This window comes from Kitasatospora sp. P5_F3 (assembly GCF_054049135.1).
The window spans coordinates 1-17,797 of the sequence record NZ_JBFUMY010000112.1 but is presented as its reverse complement, the minus strand read 5'-3'; the positions used below and the strand labels follow the sequence as shown (position 1 = coordinate 17,797).

General features: G+C 69.3%; 19 protein-coding genes and 1 pseudogene. 7 read left to right on the top strand and 13 right to left on the bottom strand.

The window, feature by feature from the left end; all coding sequences use genetic code 11:
* Positions 1-655: transposase (locus ACXJMZ_RS34665; RefSeq protein WP_457033997.1), on the top strand; the 655-nt coding region annotated here is incomplete at its 5' end.
* Positions 656-684: 29 nt separating this feature from the next.
* Here ACXJMZ_RS34665 and ACXJMZ_RS34660 read toward each other — a convergent pair.
* The 3 genes from ACXJMZ_RS34660 to ACXJMZ_RS34650 form a co-directional block, all read right to left on the bottom strand.
* A complete protein-coding gene (locus ACXJMZ_RS34660) occupies positions 685-1,188 on the bottom strand; it encodes a hypothetical protein (RefSeq protein WP_457033996.1) in 504 nt (167 codons plus the stop codon).
* A gap of 845 nt (positions 1,189-2,033) precedes the next feature.
* Positions 2,034-2,579, bottom strand: coding sequence for a DinB family protein (locus ACXJMZ_RS34655; protein WP_457033995.1), 546 nt, complete (start codon positions 2,577-2,579; stop codon positions 2,034-2,036).
* Positions 2,580-4,453: 1,874 nt separating this feature from the next.
* Complete coding sequence (locus ACXJMZ_RS34650; protein ID WP_457033994.1) at positions 4,454-5,251, bottom strand: hypothetical protein; 798 nt, start codon at positions 5,249-5,251, stop codon at positions 4,454-4,456.
* Positions 5,252-5,523: 272 nt separating this feature from the next.
* Between ACXJMZ_RS34650 and ACXJMZ_RS34645 the strand changes: the two genes are divergently transcribed.
* Together ACXJMZ_RS34645 and gcvH are read left to right on the top strand one after the other, a co-directional pair.
* Positions 5,524-6,587, top strand: a protein-coding gene (locus ACXJMZ_RS34645) for an IS630 family transposase (protein ID WP_457033993.1) whose coding sequence is annotated in 2 segments (ribosomal slippage) — positions 5,524-5,971 and positions 5,971-6,587 — 1,065 coding nt in all. Because the reading frame shifts where the segments join, the coding sequence is not laid out codon by codon here.
* 182 nt (positions 6,588-6,769) lie between these two features.
* A complete protein-coding gene (gcvH, locus tag ACXJMZ_RS34640; RefSeq protein WP_457033992.1) occupies positions 6,770-7,150 on the top strand; it encodes a glycine cleavage system protein GcvH in 381 nt (126 codons plus the stop codon).
* A gap of 523 nt (positions 7,151-7,673) precedes the next feature.
* Here the strand turns inward: gcvH and ACXJMZ_RS34635 are convergent.
* The 9 genes from ACXJMZ_RS34635 to ACXJMZ_RS34595 all read right to left on the bottom strand — a co-directional run bounded on the left by ACXJMZ_RS34635 (position 7,674) and on the right by ACXJMZ_RS34595 (position 14,680).
* Positions 7,674-8,444, bottom strand: coding sequence for a hypothetical protein (locus ACXJMZ_RS34635; RefSeq protein WP_457033991.1), 771 nt, complete (start codon positions 8,442-8,444; stop codon positions 7,674-7,676).
* A 278-nt stretch (positions 8,445-8,722) separates the two neighbouring features.
* Positions 8,723-8,932 (bottom strand): DUF6243 family protein, encoded by a 210-nt coding sequence (locus ACXJMZ_RS34630; RefSeq protein WP_457033990.1) that lies wholly within the window; start codon positions 8,930-8,932, stop codon positions 8,723-8,725.
* Between the two features lie 199 nt (positions 8,933-9,131).
* Positions 9,132-9,659 (bottom strand): NUDIX hydrolase, encoded by a 528-nt coding sequence (locus ACXJMZ_RS34625; RefSeq protein WP_457033989.1) that lies wholly within the window; start codon positions 9,657-9,659, stop codon positions 9,132-9,134.
* 270 nt (positions 9,660-9,929) lie between these two features.
* Complete coding sequence (locus ACXJMZ_RS34620; RefSeq protein WP_457033988.1) at positions 9,930-10,106, bottom strand: hypothetical protein; 177 nt, start codon at positions 10,104-10,106, stop codon at positions 9,930-9,932.
* Positions 10,107-10,334: 228 nt separating this feature from the next.
* The gene (locus tag ACXJMZ_RS34615) at positions 10,335-10,625 is read right to left on the bottom strand and encodes a DUF7701 domain-containing protein (protein WP_457033987.1); all 291 of its coding nucleotides are present in this window, start codon (positions 10,623-10,625) and stop codon (positions 10,335-10,337) included.
* Entirely contained in the window at positions 10,622-11,107 is a 486-nt protein-coding gene (locus ACXJMZ_RS34610; protein ID WP_457033986.1) for a RipA family octameric membrane protein, read from the bottom strand. Before ACXJMZ_RS34610 ends, ACXJMZ_RS34615 begins: the two co-directional genes overlap by 4 nt.
* The gene (locus tag ACXJMZ_RS34605) at positions 11,104-11,808 is read right to left on the bottom strand and encodes a DUF4328 domain-containing protein (RefSeq protein WP_457033985.1); all 705 of its coding nucleotides are present in this window, start codon (positions 11,806-11,808) and stop codon (positions 11,104-11,106) included. The genes ACXJMZ_RS34610 and ACXJMZ_RS34605 overlap by 4 nt, the downstream gene beginning before the upstream one ends.
* Before the next feature lie 74 nt (positions 11,809-11,882).
* A complete protein-coding gene (locus tag ACXJMZ_RS34600) occupies positions 11,883-13,376 on the bottom strand; it encodes a transferase (protein WP_457033984.1) in 1,494 nt (497 codons plus the stop codon).
* A 395-nt stretch (positions 13,377-13,771) separates the two neighbouring features.
* Positions 13,772-14,680, bottom strand: coding sequence for a hypothetical protein (locus ACXJMZ_RS34595; RefSeq protein ID WP_457033983.1), 909 nt, complete (start codon positions 14,678-14,680; stop codon positions 13,772-13,774).
* On the opposite strand from ACXJMZ_RS34595, the gene ACXJMZ_RS34590 reads away from it, so the two are divergent.
* The 4 genes from ACXJMZ_RS34590 to ACXJMZ_RS34575 all read left to right on the top strand — a co-directional run bounded on the left by ACXJMZ_RS34590 (position 14,679) and on the right by ACXJMZ_RS34575 (position 17,634).
* Positions 14,679-15,362: a DUF6193 family natural product biosynthesis protein gene (locus ACXJMZ_RS34590; RefSeq protein WP_457033982.1), complete on the top strand. Its 684-nt coding sequence runs from the start codon at positions 14,679-14,681 to the stop codon at positions 15,360-15,362. The genes ACXJMZ_RS34595 and ACXJMZ_RS34590 overlap by 2 nt on opposite strands.
* Positions 15,363-15,757: 395 nt before the next feature.
* Entirely contained in the window at positions 15,758-16,231 is a 474-nt protein-coding gene (locus tag ACXJMZ_RS34585) for a hypothetical protein (protein WP_457033981.1), read from the top strand.
* A 226-nt stretch (positions 16,232-16,457) separates the two neighbouring features.
* A complete protein-coding gene (locus tag ACXJMZ_RS34580; RefSeq protein ID WP_457033980.1) occupies positions 16,458-17,015 on the top strand; it encodes a GNAT family N-acetyltransferase in 558 nt (185 codons plus the stop codon).
* Between the two features lie 91 nt (positions 17,016-17,106).
* Entirely contained in the window at positions 17,107-17,634 is a 528-nt protein-coding gene (locus ACXJMZ_RS34575) for a hypothetical protein (protein ID WP_457033979.1), read from the top strand.
* Between the two features lie 6 nt (positions 17,635-17,640).
* Here ACXJMZ_RS34575 and ACXJMZ_RS34570 read toward each other — a convergent pair.
* Positions 17,641-17,797, bottom strand: a pseudogene (locus ACXJMZ_RS34570) (IS5/IS1182 family transposase); the annotation flags it as partial.

Genomic DNA, 17,797 nt, shown 5'->3' with positions numbered 1-17,797 from the left:
CCCCAAGACAGTCCGCAAGTTCATGCGCGCGGCCACCCCCGAGGAGCTGATCGGTTCCGGGCCGACCGGCGGCCGGCAGACCAGCCTGGACGGCCACGCCGCCTACCTGATCGCCCGGTTCAACGAGGGCTGCTTCAGCGCCGACCGCCTCCACCACGAACTCGCCGAACGCGGCCTGACCGTCAGCGAGCGGACCGTGCGCCGCTTCGTGCACCGGCTCCGTGAGAACGCCAGGCCGACCGCCCGCCCGCCGGTCCCCAAGGTCCGCGAGGTGACCAGGCTGATCCTCACCCACCCCGACAACCGGCCAGAAGCCGACCGCGTCGTCCTGAAGGAACTCCGCAACCGCAGTGCGGACTTGGACGCCACCTGCGACCTCATCGCTCGGTTCGCCTCCATCCTCGTCAACCGCCGAGGACAGGAAGAACTTGAGCAGTGGACCACGGATGCCGAGGGCAGCGTCCTGCCTGAGCTGCGGGCATTCGCCACCGGTCTGCGCAAGGACTGGGACGCCGTCATGGCTGGCCTCACGCTCCGCTGGAACTCCGGCCCGGTCGAGGGTCACGTCAACCGCATCAAGATGATCAAGCGTCAGATGTTTGGCCGCGCGAAGCTCGACCTCCTCCGCAAGCGCGTACTCCTCGCCCGGCCGTGAGGGCTGGGCAGTCAGTCAGGGGACTGCCCCTATCGCCACAGATCAGCTCCGTCACGCCCACTGGGATCCATCGTGAGGAGATCCTCGTGCAGACCCGCGAGGACTCGCCCCGTCGGAGAGAGGTCATCCCCGGTCTCCATCACCCTCCAGCCGACATCAACGCCCGAGGCGTTCACATCACCGCCGGCGTCAAGCTCGTCAAGCGTCGTGAACACCGCCTCATAGGCCACCGCGCGGGCCAGGAGAACCAGGTCGGCCCGGTCCGCACCAGCGGCAAGGAGCCGCTTTGCGGCTGGGAGTTGATCGAGCGCGCTCGAGTCGGCCCAGTCGTCGATCGGACTGCGCCACAGGCTTCGCAGCAGCATGAACCGGGCGAGCTGCGGCAGGTCCTCGCTCAACTCCGACTTGACCCAGTCCGCGGCGTCAGCCGCACCAAGAGCGTCGAACTGGGCACGCAACGACAGTGCCAAGGCCTGTGACTTGGCATCCAGGCCGTTCAGCCACGCCTGCCACTCTGTCTGGGGATCACTCACCGCACCAGCATGCCCTATGGCCACCACGGGCTGACCAGGAGGACCGCGCCGATCACGGAACTCGCGCCAGAGCCATTTACAGGAGTCCGCTCACACCGGGTGGGCGGGACCTGCTCTCCGCGCAGGGCGAGGGCCACGACGCGAGTGCTGCGCTCGAACCAGCTCACGACCTGGTGCATCGTGGCGGCGTCAAGGTGACGGGTGAGTTCGCGGACGGCCCTATGGTCGTCGTCGGTCAGGGTGTGGAGTCCCGCGCGGGCGAGGGCGGTGTAGAGGGGGTCGGCGGCCGCTCCGGCGAGCTGGCGGTGCGCGGCGTCGGCCCGACAGGCCGAGGAGGAACTGCAGCACGCAGACGGTGGCCAGCTGGGCAGGTGAGATGCCAGGGCGTCCGTCGCGCGGGTACCAGCCGGCGAAGTCCTCGTCGCACCACAGCCCGTCCAGCCGGTCTCTGACCCACATCGCGGTCGTACCGCCCGGGTTGCTCGCCCGCGCGATCTTCGCGGTCAGAGTGGGGACTTGCTCACCGGAACGGGGGCGGAGCGACAACTGACACCTCGACAACTGCATCGGTCTTCGATCAGCCACGAGCATGCCCGCTGGCCAGGCGGGCACACCGGGAAACTCCAAGATCCCCGACAGAGTCAAGCTGAGCCCTCAACGTCCTCACCAGGGCGGCAGATCCCGGACGGTTCGCGACCAAGACCAGGTACCGACGGTGGGTCAGGCAGCGCCGGCCCACGTGCGCCAGGACGCCATGCCGTGGCAGTCACCCTGTGGCATCAACCGACACCAGCCCGGCGCCGTCGGGCAGTTGGGGCAGCGGCACGAGTCCGGGACCCGGAGGGTCAGCCCATGCTCTTCGCGCCGTCCAGGGCCTCACGGATGATGTCGGCGTGACCGGCGTGCTGGGCGGTCTCGGCGATGATGTGCAGCAGTACTCGGCGGGCGGACCACCGGGCCTCGCCGTCGAACCAGGGCGCCTTCGGCAGCGGGTGGGAGCTGTCCAGGTCGGGCAAGCTGCCGACCAGCTCGTCGGTGCGGCGGGCGACCTCGGCGTAGTCGGCGAGCACTCCGGCCAGGGTCTCACCGGGCAGCAGGTTGAAGCCGTCCCGACGGTGAGCCCAGTCCTCCTCGGTCATGGCGGTGAAGTCCGGCATCGCGGACGGGCCTTCGAGGATGAACCCGACCCAGCCCTTCTCCACTTCGCTGACGTGCTTGACCAGCCCGCCCACACAGAGCTCGCTCACGGTGGAACGCTCGGCGGCCTGCGCGTCGGTGAGTTCGTTCGCGGTGAAGCGCAGGAAGAACCGCGCCTTGCCGAGCTGCTCCAGCAGATCGGCGCGCTCGCCGGTGAGGGCCGGGGTCAGGGGATGGGTGGTGGACTCGGTCATGCTCTCTCCGCCTTCGTGAGGTGTTGTCCCGTCGACGAGAGACACACTAGGCGTGATACAGGTCAGATCCTGGCCTAGATCGACGTCGCTGTGGCGCTGACTGTCCGAGGAGGCCGTCGCCAACGTGGCCGGGGCGGACGGTGGGTGCTCCCGCCCAAGCAGCTGGGCACCCCTTCGTGTTCGGCCGGTGCTGTCGGCGTACCAGTCAACGTCAGGCCGTACGCCGACAGCGGATAGCCGGGGAGGACGGGCGGGTGGACTACCCGGCACGAATCTCCCCGCCCGGTAGTCCACCCCGACCCGCTCAGCCCGGTCAGGCAGCGGCCAGACCAGACCAGGACCAGAGGGCAGCCACCGGCAGGGCCAGCAGGGCCCCAGCAGGCCATCCACCACCACCCAGCCACCCGACCCAGCCCGTGTACCCGTCCCCTCTGGCGGCCCTTCTGGGCCGGCCGCGCGCCGCGCCCCTCCCCCACCATGCGCGGCCGGCCCCAGCCGGACGCCGAAGAAGAAAGCCCCCGGCAGGGCCAACCCAACCGACCAACGACAACTGCCACCACAACTACAAGGACCAAAAGAAGAAGGAAGGAAGGGTTGTCGGGGTGGTGAGTTCAACCTTTCCGGTCACTCATCACCCACCCTGACCTGCGGCTTTGCCCGTATTCCGGGCGCAGCGGGCGGGAGGGCCGGCTGCTCCTGGCCGCGGCGCGGGGCTACCCGGCGAGTACCTCCCGCGTTTCGCGCCGCTGTTTCCGGCCAGCCCCGATCGACGTGCGGGCAGAGGGGCCCTTGCCGGTAGCCGCCAGGAATTCCGCTTCCAATGGCCTCCCAGAAGGGACGGGACTCACGAAAGTGCCCGCCGAGGGTGTGCCAGGTCAGACCAGGTCGCTCGGCGCGCAACGCGGCGAGGCCGGCCGCGGCCAGGCCACACCTGCGGTACGGCTCATCGGTAGCGGGGCTCTCCACCCAGCCGATCCGGCAACGCCGGCAGATCCGGTAGTCGACTGCAAAGACAGGCTCGCCGTACAACCAGGCCGCGCGCGTGCGCCACCCGGTCCGCTCCGAAGCCACCGTGTCCTGCCAGGGCGAACCCAGGTCCCGCACCACAGGCCGGCCATGATGCACCCTCCAACGCCCCGCGAGACACGGCGCACCAACAGGATCACCAATCGCTGCCGATCTCGCGCCTGACCCGTCCGGCCCGCCCGGCCACCCGTACCCCATCGATGTGCCCCTGCGCCACCATGACCACCACCATGCCCGCCCAGACGGACACAACACCCAGCTCGCCCCGCCCCGCGCAGCAGCAACTCGCGGGCCGCCACCGCCAGGAGCAGCGCGGCCGGGAGCGGCCTGAGCCGGGGAGCGGCCCACCCAGGACGGGCGGCGAGCCGGGACGGCGGCCGCCACCGGACCCCGGCCACCGAAACCACACACGCACAATCCCGTCAGACTCCTGTAGGAATTCCCGCCACCGCTGCCGGGTCTCAACCGACGGAAACACCAGCCCAGTCCGAAAGAATCCACGGCAGGAACGGCAGACATTTCCTGACCTGCCGTCAATTCGTGCGCGGCACCCTGGAGCGGCCCCCGGCCCGGCCGACCCGGCACAGCCCCAACGACCGGGACGACGACCACCCGCAGTCACCAAACTCGAGGAGCCCTGGATCGCCCCGGGCCGCTAGACAGGACCCCTGCACCAGCCCAGATTGGTCTACCAAAAGCTGATCCGGGCGCTCGAAATGCTGTGAGGTCACAGGGTGAAACGGTAGCCGGGCGGCTAGGGCGACCGGGCAGGCGGACTACTCAGCGCGGATCCCGTCGGCGGCCGGCGGGGTCGGACCCGAGGCCGGCCGTCGTGGCGGCGAGGCCTGTCAGGGGCGCCAGTGGGGGTTGTGCAGTCGCGCCAGGTTCTGGCGCGCGAACATCTCCGCCTTGGCCTGGTCGGCGATCCGGGCGGCCGCCAGGTCGTCCAGGATCTCCCAGTACGCCTCGATGGCCTCGCGCCGGAGACCGCCGACGGCCAGGGCGAAGGCGAGGTTGTTGCGTGCCACGATGGTGGCCTGGTCCGTTGTGCCGAAGGTCTCGACCGCCTGCGTGGCGAGCTGTTGGAGCAGCGTCAGCGCGCTGAGGAGGTCGCCGCTGCGGCGGTGCTGCTCGGCGACCGCGAGCCGGTAGGAGAGCGTCTTGCGGTCGGTCAGCTGCTCCCGGCCCAGGCCGGCCGCACGCCACACCGCGATGGCCTGCCGAGCCACCTGTTCCGGCGTGCCCGCGTCGCCCGCGCCCGCCTGCCGCTGGGCGCCGGCGGCGCCGAGCGTCCAAGAGGCCAGCCGCGTCCTGAGCTCCCGGACGGAAGTCTGCGGCGCGAGCAGCCAGCAGGTGACGTCGTCGATGCCCAGCCCGATCACGCTTGCGGCGTCGCCACTCTCCCATGCGCGCGTCAGGTTCGGGAAGTAGAGGAACTCCCAGCTGTCCGCCTTTCTCCCGACGTCCTCCACTGTCAGGACGTAGAGCCAGGTGAGCGACGGCCAGCTCACGGAGAGCAGGCTGCGTAGCGGCCGTCCCACCGACAGGCCCGCCAGGGCGACATCCAGCCGCAGACCCTCGATCAGGCGCGGGTGTCGCGGATGCCCGCCGAGATAGGTCACCCCGGTGACGCGTAACCGTTCCATCGTCCCCTCCCCGTCGGCCGCCGGCCGGCACCGCCGCGCGCCGCCCCACCATCCTGCCGCGCCACCCGAGGCACTGTCTGCCTGATTGACCGTCATCTCTATTGGCAGTCATGCGCGTTACCGTGCAGGCATTGATGGAAACGGACGCGAACACCGCTGACAGCAAGGCCCCGAGTACCTGGCTACTGAAGTTGAATCCGTGATGTCGCTCGGTTGGGTGAAGCGGCAGCGTTCGCCTGCCGGCGGAGGGTCGGCCCCGGTAGTCGTGTGCTGTGAGATATGCACAGGGCGGCGGTTTGACCGACTCGCAGAGAGCCGCGCGGGAGCGGATCCGGCGGCTGGCCGTGGAACGCTTCGAGGGCGGCGAGCAGAACAGGGACATCGCGGTGACGCTGCGGGTGAGCGTGCGCTCGGTGGAGCGCTGGCGCAGGCAGTGGCGTGAGCGCGGTGCGGCGGGAGTCGCCTCGAAGGGCTCGCCCGGCCGGCCGAAGCTGTCCGATGCCCAGATCATCCGACTGGAACGGGAGTTGGAGCTCGGCCCGCTGGCCCACGGCTGGGCGGACCAGCGGTGGACGCTGGCCCGGGTGAAGACGTTGATCGGCCGAATGTTCCACGTCTCCTACACCGTCGAGGGCACGTGGGTCCTGCTCAAGCGCCACGGCTGGTCGTGGCAGCAGCCCGCCCGCCGCGCGATCGAACGTGACGACACGGCAGTGGAGTTGTGGAAGAAGGAGGTGTGGCCGAAGGTAAAAGCGCCGCGGCGGCTCGCGGGGCCTGGCTCGTCTTTGAGGACGAAGCCGGGCAGTCGATGAGACCGCCGCGTGCCAGGACCTGGGGCAGGCTCGGCTGTACGCCCATCGTGCGGGTGCGCGGGCGAGGCGGCGGCCGGGTCTCGATGGCGGGGATGAGCTGCTACAAGGCCGGTCAGCGGTCCCGGATGTTCTACAGCTTCCACGTCTACCGCGGCCGTAAGGGCGAGAAGAAGGGGTTGGCCTGGCAGGACTACCGGGACCTGCTGATCCGCGCGCACAGCCAGCTCGGCGCCCCGATCGTGCTCGTGTGGGACAACCTGCGCGCCCACCTGATGCCACCGATGCAGGAGTTCGTCCAGGCGAGCAAGGACTGGCTGACCGTCTTCCAGCTCCCCTCGTACGCACCGGACCTCAACCCGCAGGAGGGCATCTGGTCGTTGGTCAAGCGCACCATCGGCAACCTCGCCGCCGCCAACCTCGACCAGCTCGCCCGAGCCGTAAGGCGCAGCCTGAAGCAGATCCAGTATCGCCCTCACCTGGTCGACGGATGCCTAGCCGCCACCGGCCTGATCATGGACGGCTGAGCACCTTCAGACCGACATCACGAATTCAACTTCAGTAGCAGCCGGCCTGGCGGCGCAGCCCGACAGCTGACGGGCTCTGTTCGCTGGTCGGCGGTTTTGCGCGTGGCGCATGCAGTGGTTGGGCAGGAGAGCCAGGGCGGCGATGGCCGTTATACGCAGAGCTGACGAGGTCAGGGAGCCGCATGTCGCAGGTCAAGTACACCGTGGAGCACGAGTGGCTGCGCGTGGAAGCCGATGGGGTGGTCACCGTTGGGATTACGGATTTCGCCCAAGGCCATCTCGGGGACATCGTGTTCGTCCAGCTGCCCGAGGTCGGAGCCCAGCTCGCCAAGGGCGATGAAGCGGCTGTGATCGAGTCGGTCAAGGCGGCGAGCGAGATCATGATGCCGGTGGCTGGCACGGTTACCGAGATCAACGAGACCTTGGCCGACGAGTCGGGCAAGATCAATGAAGACCCCTTGGGGGCCGGCTGGTTCTTCAAGATGAAGGTGAACGACGCGGCCGAGCTCAACAGCCTGATGGACGAAGCCGCGTATGCCGCCATGATCAAGGGGCAGGCGTGATCGAGGCGTAGGAACGCCTGGCACCATCGGGGCCGCCACTCCATCAGAGTCGGCGGCCTCGGCATGACACCGTGACAAGCGCCAGCCCTACGGGGCAGCACCACGGGACCGGCCCTTGACGGGTTCAGGACGCTGGCCGGGCCGGGCAGCCACCGGCAGGCCAGCAAGGCCCCACCACCAAGCCAGCCCACCAACAGCGGGCCCACCCGTACCCGTCTCCTCTGGCGGCCCTTCTGGGCCGCCGCGCGCCGCGCCCCTCCCCACCACGCGCGGCCGGCCCCAGCCGGACGCCGGAAGAAGAAAGCCCCCGGCAGGGCCAACCCAACCGACCAACGACAACTGCCACCACAACTACAAGGACCAAAAGAAGAAGGAAGGAAGGGTTGTCGGGGTGGCGAGTTCCACCTTGGCGTCCACTCACCACCCGCCCTGACCTGCGGATTCGCCCGGATTCCGGGCGCAGCGGACGGGAGGGTCGTCCGCCGGTTGGCACACGGGTTCGTAACCCCGGTTGTCGGGCCGGTTAATGCGCCTGTTGTCGGATCGTGACCGCAGGGGCCTCTACTGGTGAGAAATCCGGTGAGAGCCGAGGGCTTCCATGCGGTGCCCACTGCCACCAGGGCGGCGGGCACCGACCTTCGAGGAGTCCGTGATGGCTGTGCCGCCCGAGATCGACCACGCCGTGATCGCCGCGCCGTACCAGTTCCGGATGGCCACCGCCGAGCAGCTGCGCGTCCTGCACACCCCGGACTCGGGCCCGGAGCAGATGCGCCGGCGCCCTCGCCGGTTGAACAAGGAGGGCCTGGTGGACAGCGTCGTCCTCCCGCAGGCCGGGAAGCTGCGGGCGTGGTTCCTCACCGAGCACGCGGTGCGGATCGCCGCGACCTTCCCCGAGCTGGAGGGCGTCGCCTCCCCGCCGCTGCCCGAGGACAAGACCGCGGCCCGGCTGCGGCCCGGCCACGTCCTGGCCGTCGTCCGCACCCACGTCGCCTTCGTGACCGGCGCCCGGGCGGCGGGGGACGGTGGCGTCACCGCTGTGCAGGAGGTGGGGCGCGGCGGTCAGACTGCCCGGGGTGCGGTGGTCCACCGCGTCGGTGGTCGCCGCCGCCGCGGGGTTGACGGCCTCGGCGGGGACATGGAGGGCGAACAGGTCGAAATCCGAGTGTCGCCCGTCCTCGCGGCCCTGCCAGGAGAGGGTGCAGGTGATCTTCGCCTCGGGGTCGGCCTTGGCCAGGCTGATCCGGGCGCTGCCGCCCTTGGCCAGGACGACGGGCCGGGACGGGCGGGTGCTCAAGGAAGGTCCTCGGGTGACGGATTGCCGGGCGGGGCCGCCCAGTCTGCCGGTTTCCCAGGAGTCCCCGCAGGTGCCAGCCCTGGCTTCCGGGGCCGGGCCGCCGGGMCCGGCACTCCGGGCGGCCCGGTGGCCGCGACCGTGGGGCAGTCCCGCTCTGGACCGTCCGCTGCCGGCCTACAGGTGCAGGCCGATCGCCGGCACGGTGACCGCACCGGCGTGGGCTCGGGGGACGGCGGCAGGGCCCGTCCCGTGCAGTGCCGCCCTGCGGCGGCGGTGCATCAGCTCTGTACGGTGTCGTCGCCCGCCTGCCCAGCGCCCTCAGCTGCGCCTTCCTTCTCGCGCATCTTGCGTACCAGCTCCGCCTTCTGGTCGGCCGCACCCTGGCGGTCGAGATTGCGGTGCGGACCGTTGTTCTGCCGTTCGGTGCGGGACAGCCTCTTCCGCTGGCCACCGCCCATGCCCACGGGGTTGTTGATGTTCTTGCTCACGACAAAGACGTTACCCGGTCCGTCCGCCAACCTTTACGCCGCCCCAGCACCGGCCGGACCTTCGGCGAGCACCCAGGGTCATTTACTTCCCGGCACCTCAGCACCTGCCAGCGGTCGCAGCGAGCGTCAGGTCCTGCAGAGATCGGCGGTAATGGTCGAGCGAGGGGAAGCACGATGCTCGGCGCCTGGTGGTCAGTGGTCACTGACCGGCACGCGCCGGGGGCGGTGCTGAGGCGTCGTGGCCGTCGGTGAGCAGCATGGTGGTGCCCGCGAGGTGGGCCCGCCACAGGGAGCTGAACCAGGCCCGCTGTTCCGGCTGAAGGTACGGCTGCCACTGGTCGTAGGTGCGCCAGGCACAGGCGTTGTGCTCGGAGCTGAGCTCCACATCCCAGACGTCGGCGACTGCCGGGACGTCGAAGGCGAAGTCGATGACCGGCGGCCAGCCATCCGCGGCCGAGCGGTAGTCGACGGCCAGGGGCCGCAGGGGCCCGGTCAGGTGGATGCCGGTCTCCTCCGCCGTCTCGCGCCGGGCAGTGGCAACCGGCTGCTCGCCCAGGTCGCTGAGGCCGCCGGGGAGCTGCCACCACGCCGGATGGCCCGGGTAGGCCCGGGCCTGATGCAGCATCAGGATCCGGCCCGCCTCATCGGTGAGCAGCACGGTGGCGGAGACGGCGTGTGGTGGCAGGGTCGCGGCGAATTCGGCGGGTGCGATGGTCGGGGCGGTCACCGGGCCGCCCAAGTGGTGCAGGCCGGCTGGTGCCAAGCGGTCCGCACGACGGTCCCTCCGAGAAGGCGGTGCTCGCTGTTCCACGTCCGGCAGCACGCGCCACGTCCGGCAGCACGCGCCCACCGCCCTTCACCCAGACAGCCCACCCCCGCCAGAAACTCACCAGCCCATGACCTGGGCTGACGCGCCGAACTCACCGGTGCGGGCCGGTCCGGGGCGGCCAAACTCACCGGTGGCCCGGACCAAAACTCACCGCCCGGCAGGCGGAACTCACCCGCGCAGGTCAGCGTGGTGCCCAAACTCCCCGGTGCAGGTCAGCGGCCTGCACCGGGGAGCAGCGAGCTGATCGCCGAATGCCTCGCCGACGCCCAGCGGGAAGCCGACGGTGGAGCGCTCGCGGCCGAGGTAGTCGGCGGGATCGTCGCCCGCGCGGTCGCTGAGGTCCACGGCCGTCCCGACGTACCCGCCGCCGAACTGGAGATGGGCTGGCCCCGGACGGCACCACCTCCGAGGCGTGGCGCCGCCACGTCAGCGTCGGCCGCGACCTGGTCGCCCAGCACCGCGCCGCCCAGCACCGGCTCGGCGTCCTCGCACTCGAGGTGGTCCGGCCTACGTGCCGGCCTCAGGCCAGCTGCTCGCACTGGCCTGGCGGGCGGGGCATGCCCTGAGGCGCGATTACTGGTGGGCCTTACGCGCTGCCGCGCGGATCGCCTCCGTGTATGGGGTGTCGAAAGCTCGTGTCGCGGCGGGGAGGTCCCGGAAGGGGACCAGTGCGCGATGGGTGACGTCCACTGACTGCATCCATGCGGACCAGGCATCGTGGACGTCTTCGTCGGTGACCTGCTCTCCTTTGGCTCGGAGCAGTACCGCGTAGATGCGGAAGAGGTCGTCGGAGTCGGCCGGTGGTGCGGCCGTCGGGGGTAGGCAGGAGCGGATGAGTTCGGCGAGGTCGTCGAGGTAGGTCACCTGAGCAGTGTGCCCGTGAGGATGAGCAGATAGACCGCGGCGAAGACCCAGGGGACAAGGCGCTCGGAGATACCCAGCTCGGCGTAGCGTTTGCGCCCCGCTGGGATCGGGTCCTCCTTGAGGTAGTTCCACTCCTCGGCGAAGATCCGGACGGGCAGGCTGTTCTCCAACTCGTTGATGACCTTGAACTTCGCGGTGTTGAGGTCCCGGTAGCTGCGCAACTGGAGCCACCAGGCGCCCGACAGGGTGAGGCCGGCCATGGTGACGGCGAGTACCGCCCACCAGGTGGACTCCTCCAGTCGGGGGATGCCGAAGCCGACCACGGTGACCAGGGCGGTCTGCACGGTGAGGAAGAAGGCGTTGGCCGTTCCTCGGCGGGCGGAGACCCGGTCGGCCATCTCCACAGCGAGCTTGTACAGCTCCAGCAGTTCCGGCGGCCGGTTCGGCGCAGGAACCGCTGCGGGCGCGGGCTCCACGGTCACCGGACACCACCGCCGAGTTCCGGCGCGTGAGTCTGCCATGCGGTGACACGCCTGATAACGAGGATGAGCAGCACACCAGCCACCAAGAACAGCGCCGTGAGCAGAGTGGTGACGTTCGCGAGAGCCAGCCCGTCCGCCTCGGTTTCCCACTCCTCGGCGGCCATGCGCAACTGGATCGGCTTGACGAATTCGGCGAGGAGGAAGAACGCCCACCAGCCCTTGACCAGGCTATTGGAGAGGGGCCGCCGGGGGGCGCTGGCCTGCCAGATGTCCGAGGCGACCTGGTAGGGGTACCAGAAGCTGACCACTGGGGTGATCCATGCCCCGACCACCCACAGTCGGGACCGGCGGTGGGCGTCGCGGCCGCCCATCGACTCGGCGTTGATCCGCGCCCGCCACAGCCAGACGAGGAACGCCACCCCGGCTGCTCCCCAGAGCAGAAAGGAGAGCGGCAACGAATCCCCCAGCGCCGTGAGGGTGTCGGCGTCGGCGGCATAGAGGTCCGCTTCCGTGGCCGCCCCATTGAGGTAGTCATGAACGAGCTGGTAGTTACGCCAGTTGACCGCCGCGATCAGTACCTCGTGCAGGAGCGTAAGGGAGAGCAGAATCGCTGTCGTGGCAGCCCAACCAGCCACCGGCCGACGTCGTTGTCTCCCGGCAGCGCTCGCACTACCGATGCTGCCCTTGCTTGAGCTGTCCATGGTTCCCCCTCCGTTGAAGTACAGGTCTCGAGGTCATGCCAAGGTCTGTGCTCGGTTCCGGCAGGGATTCGGCGCTACCAGACACCTGCGAGTTCAAGAACCCGAAAGAGCAGGGCCAAGGCCGCGATCGCCACGTAGCCCCTGCCCAACGTGCCGCTCATGTTGCTGTCGCTGCGCAGCACGACCAGCCGCCGGCGGACTCCCACCGCTGCGAGCGCGCCCTTCATCGCCTTCACCGTCCGGCGCGCAGGCGTGGGCTCCCAGAACACCGCCTTGACAGCCCTGAACCCGCGACGCAGGCGCCCGCCTCGCAGAGCTTCGGTGCCGGGCGCGGGCTCCACCGCCCGCACGTGCGGCGTCCACTCGGGACCGAAAGTGATGGCCGCCGAGATCCAGGAAGCGTCTGCTGCCACCTCCTCCAGGTGCGGCGGCACCGGCAGGCGGCCGGCCAAGCTCTCGACCGCTTCCGCCACCCGCCCCGGTGTCAGCAGGAGCAGCTTGCGGGCGGGCTGCGTGGCAGTGACCTGCTCGATCTCCCAACGCAGTCCCTCGCCGGAGCCCATCCGCAAAACGATGAGCTGGGACAGTTCCATCAGCCGCAGGATGGTTGGCTTCCAGTCGTCCAGCGGCAGGTAGAAGCGTGCCGCGCCAAGGAGCGGCAGGGGCTCCCCGGGCCTGCCCACCGCGATCACGGGACCGAACGCCCCTAGTGCGGCGGCGAGTTGTTCTTCCCGCGAGTGGATGTTGAGGGGTATGCCGTCGTCGATCTGCGCGGCTGTGTGGTCGTCGGCGAAGCTGCGCAGGTACAGCACGGGCTGGCGGCCGTCGGCCTGCAGCGCGCGTGCCGCTCCGCGCGTGGAGCGGGGGCGCGCGTACTTCAGGATCAGGAAGCCGGCGCCGACTGCGGCCAGGCCCAGGGGCAGCATCAGGATCTGGGCTGCCAGCGGCTGCTTGTAGCCGCTTCGTTGAGCCGTGCCGACTGCGATGAACCCGCAGCCGAACAGTGTGTAGCCGATACTGCTGGCGGTCAGGAACAGCGGTCGGCGCCACCTTGGCTGCCGTACGGCGAAGTGGCTGACCAAGTGCGCGATCGCCGCGGTGGCCGTCCTGCGCCGGTGGCGCAGCCACAGAGACGGTCCGGTGAGCACCCCTGCGGCGACCGCGAGCCACAGTGCGGCCTGTCCCTGTGAGTTGAGGTCCTGGTCGAGTGCCGCCTGGTCCTGCCCAATGTCCGTGGCCAGGGTGGCGGCGCGGTCCCGGGCGTCGGAGGCCTTCTCTTTGGCAACAAGGTCAGCGGCGGTGGTGACTGTGGAGCGGGCACGGCCCTCCGGTGCGTACTCTTCGAACCACGCCTTCGCCGCCGCGATCTCGGCCGGCGCGGACGCGTCGCCGCTCGCGTAGCGGTCCACCATGGTGGTGAAGGTGGCCGCACGGGCGGGGCCGTCACGGAACCGGTCACGGGCTTGCAAGTCCTGGCCAGCGGTGATCGCCAGATGCAGCGCGATGTAGACGGCGACAAGCACCGTCGCCGTGAGCAGCCGGGCAAATGCCCGTGAGCCGGATGACATCCAGCACCCCCCTGTGCCGGAACACCCCCGTGGCCCGGCTCAGTCAGTATTACCACGACGAATTGACCGCACACGGCCAGTTTCCGGCATTGGCTGAATTCGTTGCTGCGGTGATGTACCGCTCGCTCAGTGAGCCGGTCCCACGGCGCCTTGCCGGCCTCGAACAAACCCTTCGGACGCTGGGGAGAGACCCTCGGCGACGAGACCGTCGCCGCCGCCATGATCGACCGGAGGTCGGCACAAGCACCACTGACCGCGCCTTCCCCTCGACCTCGGCCCCGCCCGTATCCCGCGCCGGTAGAGCCGTCCTGGCCGCCCAGAACCGCCGCCTTGAAGCCCGCCTCAGCGACGTACCGGGCGAGCAGGCCAAGATGGCGCCGCTGCCCGGGCGGGGGTCAGGTCGGGCGTTCCTCGGCTCGCTTCCGGGCGGCCTCGAACACCGGACGCAGCCCGTGCGTCACGGCGTGGTGCAGCCGGTTGCCATAGCGGTATCCGAAGTACTCGACGTCGAAGCGCACGAACCGGGACCGCCAGTCGGCCTGGAAATGGATCGCTCCCCTCACCGCCAGGCCACGGAAGTAGTCGAGCGCCTCTCCCTGCGGATAGTCGGGCAGTGCGGGCGGCGTCCACTCCTCGCCGGTCGCCTCGCGCAGCTCTCGGGCATGTACCGCGAGGGCTGTGACCGCCTGCTCCCGGAACGCCTCGTACTCATGCGGGCCCATCGGAACGGCCAGCAGCAACCGCTCCGGCGACAGGTCGTGCAGGGCGCGCACGAACTCCCAGAGGAACCCCGGCCGCGTGCCGGCCATCAGGACGGTCAGCTCGGCCCCGCGCATCAACGCCAGCACGGTGTCCTGCCAGTCGTCCAGCGGGAGGTAGAGCCGCCGGGCCCCCGCCAGCGGCAGCGGCTCACCGGGTCGGCCGACAGCCACCATCGGGGCGATCTGCCCGAACGCCGAGGCCAGCTGCTCCTCGTCGGTCCGGTCGGAGAGCATGAACAGCTCCAACAGTCCGCTCGGCCCGCGGACCACCGGCACCTCGAAGGCCGTCCTCAGCTCGTCCTCGTCGAAGGTCCGCAAGTACAGCACGTAGCGGGTGCCGAGGACCTCCTCGGGCGCGGCGATCACCGGCGCCAGCTGCTGGCGTGCCCGGCGGCACAGACGCAGCCCGACCGACAGGAGCAGGAACCCCGCCCCCATCATCGATGGCGGTAGCACGTACTTCTCCCCGAGCGTCAACTCGACCAGGCCCGAGTCGTGCTGGGCCGAGCGCCAGGCGAGGTAGCCGGAGAGCCCCGAGAGCATGCCTACCGTCTGGCTGCCCCAACCGACCGCCAGCAGCCACCACGCGACAGCCCTCGACTGCGCCCATCCCGTCCGCCCCACCGGAACACCCATCCCCCGCCCGTCCCCTCGTGCGCCCGCGAAAAGCCGCGCCTTCGAGAGTGCCGCAACGGCGCGCCGGGCGACAGACCGCCGGTACCGGTGGCCGCAGCCAATGCTTGATCCCGCCCACTGGGTCCGAGATCCCACCTCGCCGGCACCGGGCGGTGCACCGCCTACGCCGGGCCGCACCTGGCCGTCGTGCACCCCGGCGTGGCGCGACGGCGCGCCTGCCGGCCGGGTCGTGTCCACCGCGTGGCGGCTGACGATGGAACGCAACCCCGTGATCCGCCTCGGCGACCCCGAACTCAACCAAGCCCTGTACGCCCACCCGAAGCTGCGGGTCTTCTTCCCGTTCCCCTCGCACGGGCAGTTCAGCCTCCTCAGCAGCACGGCGGTCGAGTTTCACGAGGTCGTGCCACGGGTGACACCAGCGGGAGCGGGACTGTGGCAGGTCGTGACACCACCCTCGTCGGGAGCGCGGCGAGAGCTGGGCACCGGACTCAGCGCCTACGAGGCCGCAGCCCTCGTAGCCGCGAACGTCCCCGAGGGCGCGAGCCCGGCCGTCGAGGGCGGGTGGCCGGACGACCGGGACCCCGCCTGAAGGCACCGCGACGCTGCCCGTTCCGGGCACAACGGCAGCGGCCACCAGGCGCAGCTGCTCGGCACCGGGACGGCGGCCAGCGGCCGTGCCCGGACAACGGCCTGACGGACCGGCAGCAGCCCCCGGCGGGCGACAGCCCGCTGACCGTCTCACTTTGACGGCGTCTCAGCGAAGTTCGGCCGAGGCGGGGGCCGGGTGCCGGGGCGGGGGCTCTATCGGCGAGAGTCGGCTCTGGCACGAGTTCTGTGGTTGGTAACTGTGGGTTACGGTGCGTACGTCCTGGACGGCCGATGCCAGTAGGGTGCTCGGCGTCGTCGCTGTCGGTGGTGCCCATGAGTTTGTGCTGGATGTGCTCATCCCGGGCCAGTATGGAAGGACTCCTGATGCATCCGAGTGTGGCCAAGCTTGTCGAGCTGATGCCGCCGCATCCCGGTGCTGGCGATGCGCTCGACTGGGACGAGGCGACGCGGAAGTGGGGGACAGGCTTTCCTGCGGACTACCGCGACTTCGTGTCGCTCTATGGTGGCGGTTCCATCGGCTTCGGTTTCGGCATAGGACTGCCGTTGCCGACTGTCGATGGGGTCCGAGGTCCGCTGACGTTCGAGGAACTGAACGAGTACGGATATGGCCTGCTGGACCTGGAACCGGATGAGGACCCCGAACTGCGCGGCCGGATCTCCTGGGCCACGGACTGCAGTGCCAACCACGCCTTCTGGAACACGTCGGATCCGAATCCAGACAGATGGACCACCCTCGTGCTGAGCGGGTATGGGGAGTGGACGGACCACGGCTGCGGCATGGTCGACTTCCTTGTGGGCCTCATAACCGGAGAGATCACGGGCATGGGTGGCTTCTCGCCTGAGCGGTAGTTGCGGACATGATCTTGGCGGACCTGTCCTACCAGGGCTTCACGGCTGTACGAAGCCGGGGGCGCGCCCGCAACTTCGCGCCGATTCGGTGGACTTGGACTCTGGGCGTGTCCCGCCAGGTGGTGCCAGTCGTGAGGATCTACGCAATGGGTCTGGCATTGGCGAGCATCATAGGGCTCCATATAACCGATCGACACCCCGATCGTGGTCGCGTTACCTGGGTGGCATGCCTGAACTGCGTACCGATCGTCTTCTGCTCCGCCGGTGGCGGCAGTCCGACCTCGAACCGTGGGCGGCGATGAACGCCGATCCCGAAGTCCGAGAACACCTGGGGGACCTGCTGACGCGGGAGCAAAGCGATGCCACCGTGGCATCCATGCAGGCCGAGTTCGACGAGCGCGGTTTTGGCTGGTGGGCGCTCGAAGCACGGGAGACCGGTGAGTTCATCGGCCGCGCCGGCTTGGACGAGGCGGGCGAGGACATGCCGTTCGCGGGGGTGGATATCGGGTGGCGGTTGACGCGTTCGGTGTGGGGCCACGGTTACGCCACCGAGGCCGCCCTGGCCTGCCTGGCCTTCGGCTTCGAGGCCCTTGGGCTGCCGGAGGTCCTTGCGTCGACGACCGTCAACAACCTTCGTTCCCAGGCAGTGATGCGCCGGATCGGCATGACCCGAGACCCGGCCGACGACTTCGAAGATCCGAGCGTGCCGGAAGGTCCGCTTCGCCAGTGTGTGCTGTACCGGACCTTCCGCAGAGATGTTCACGGCCTACACCACCCGGCGTGAGACGACCGGGACTCCGCCAGCCTGCGGAGATCATTTCACTGAGAAAACCTCAGTGGCCATGATGGGTTTCTAGCCCAGGGAGCATAAAAAATTGTCGCAATCTCTTACTGGACTCGAATCGGCGCTTCCAGGCCTCCGTGCATGGTCTGGCAGCCGTCAGGGAGTCATCGACTGGGGTCTCATAGAGGAATTCAGTGGAATCAAATTTCCCGATGACTACCGGGCGCTTTCGGAGAAGTACCCGCCCTTCTCTGTGGGCGAGTACATTTTGATCTCGACTCCGATGCCAGGCAAGGAGTCGGCCTTCGTTGATGAGCATCGCGATTCCTGCGAGATGTTGAAGGAATATATCTCGGAGCGGCAGATCATTGACCGGTATCTGGCGGGTTCGCCGATCCCGGGAGAGCCCGGCCTGTACCTACTGCAGTTTGGTGGAACTCCCGACGGGGATTTTCTGTGCTGGTGGGTGAACTCTACCGACCCCAACAGCTGGCCGATCGTGGTACAGGGTCATGGTGGTGGATGGTGGGAATACCAGATGGGGGTAGTTGAGTTCTTGAGGCAGCTCTACTCCGGGATCCTGGACGTTCCGATCTTCCCGGAAGGGATGTCCCAGTGAGCCTTTTCAGCTGTAGACCGTGAGGGTGAGGATCGCTGCGACGGCTGACGTGAGCCAGTTCGGGCTGCAGCGGGCGTGGCGGAAGATCCGCCAGGTTTTGAGCCGGGCGAAAGCGCGCTCGACGGCGACCCGCAGGCGGGCATGCGACCCGCAGGCGGGCATG

Coding starts and splice junctions, on each gene's coding strand:
- ACXJMZ_RS34600 (WP_457033984.1), bottom strand. CDS start 13,376: ATGTCATCCGGCTCACGGGCATTTGCCCGGCTGCTCACGGCGACGGTG.
- ACXJMZ_RS34650 (WP_457033994.1), bottom strand. CDS start 5,251: ATGGAACGGTTACGCGTCACCGGGGTGACCTATCTCGGCGGGCATCCG.
- gcvH (WP_457033992.1), top strand. CDS start 6,770: ATGTCGCAGGTCAAGTACACCGTGGAGCACGAGTGGCTGCGCGTGGAA.
- ACXJMZ_RS34580 (WP_457033980.1), top strand. CDS start 16,458: ATGCCTGAACTGCGTACCGATCGTCTTCTGCTCCGCCGGTGGCGGCAG.
- ACXJMZ_RS34605 (WP_457033985.1), bottom strand. CDS start 11,808: ATGGACAGCTCAAGCAAGGGCAGCATCGGTAGTGCGAGCGCTGCCGGG.
- ACXJMZ_RS34595 (WP_457033983.1), bottom strand. CDS start 14,680: ATGCTCTCGGGGCTCTCCGGCTACCTCGCCTGGCGCTCGGCCCAGCAC.
- ACXJMZ_RS34590 (WP_457033982.1), top strand. CDS start 14,679: ATGCCTACCGTCTGGCTGCCCCAACCGACCGCCAGCAGCCACCACGCG.
- ACXJMZ_RS34655 (WP_457033995.1), bottom strand. CDS start 2,579: ATGACCGAGTCCACCACCCATCCCCTGACCCCGGCCCTCACCGGCGAG.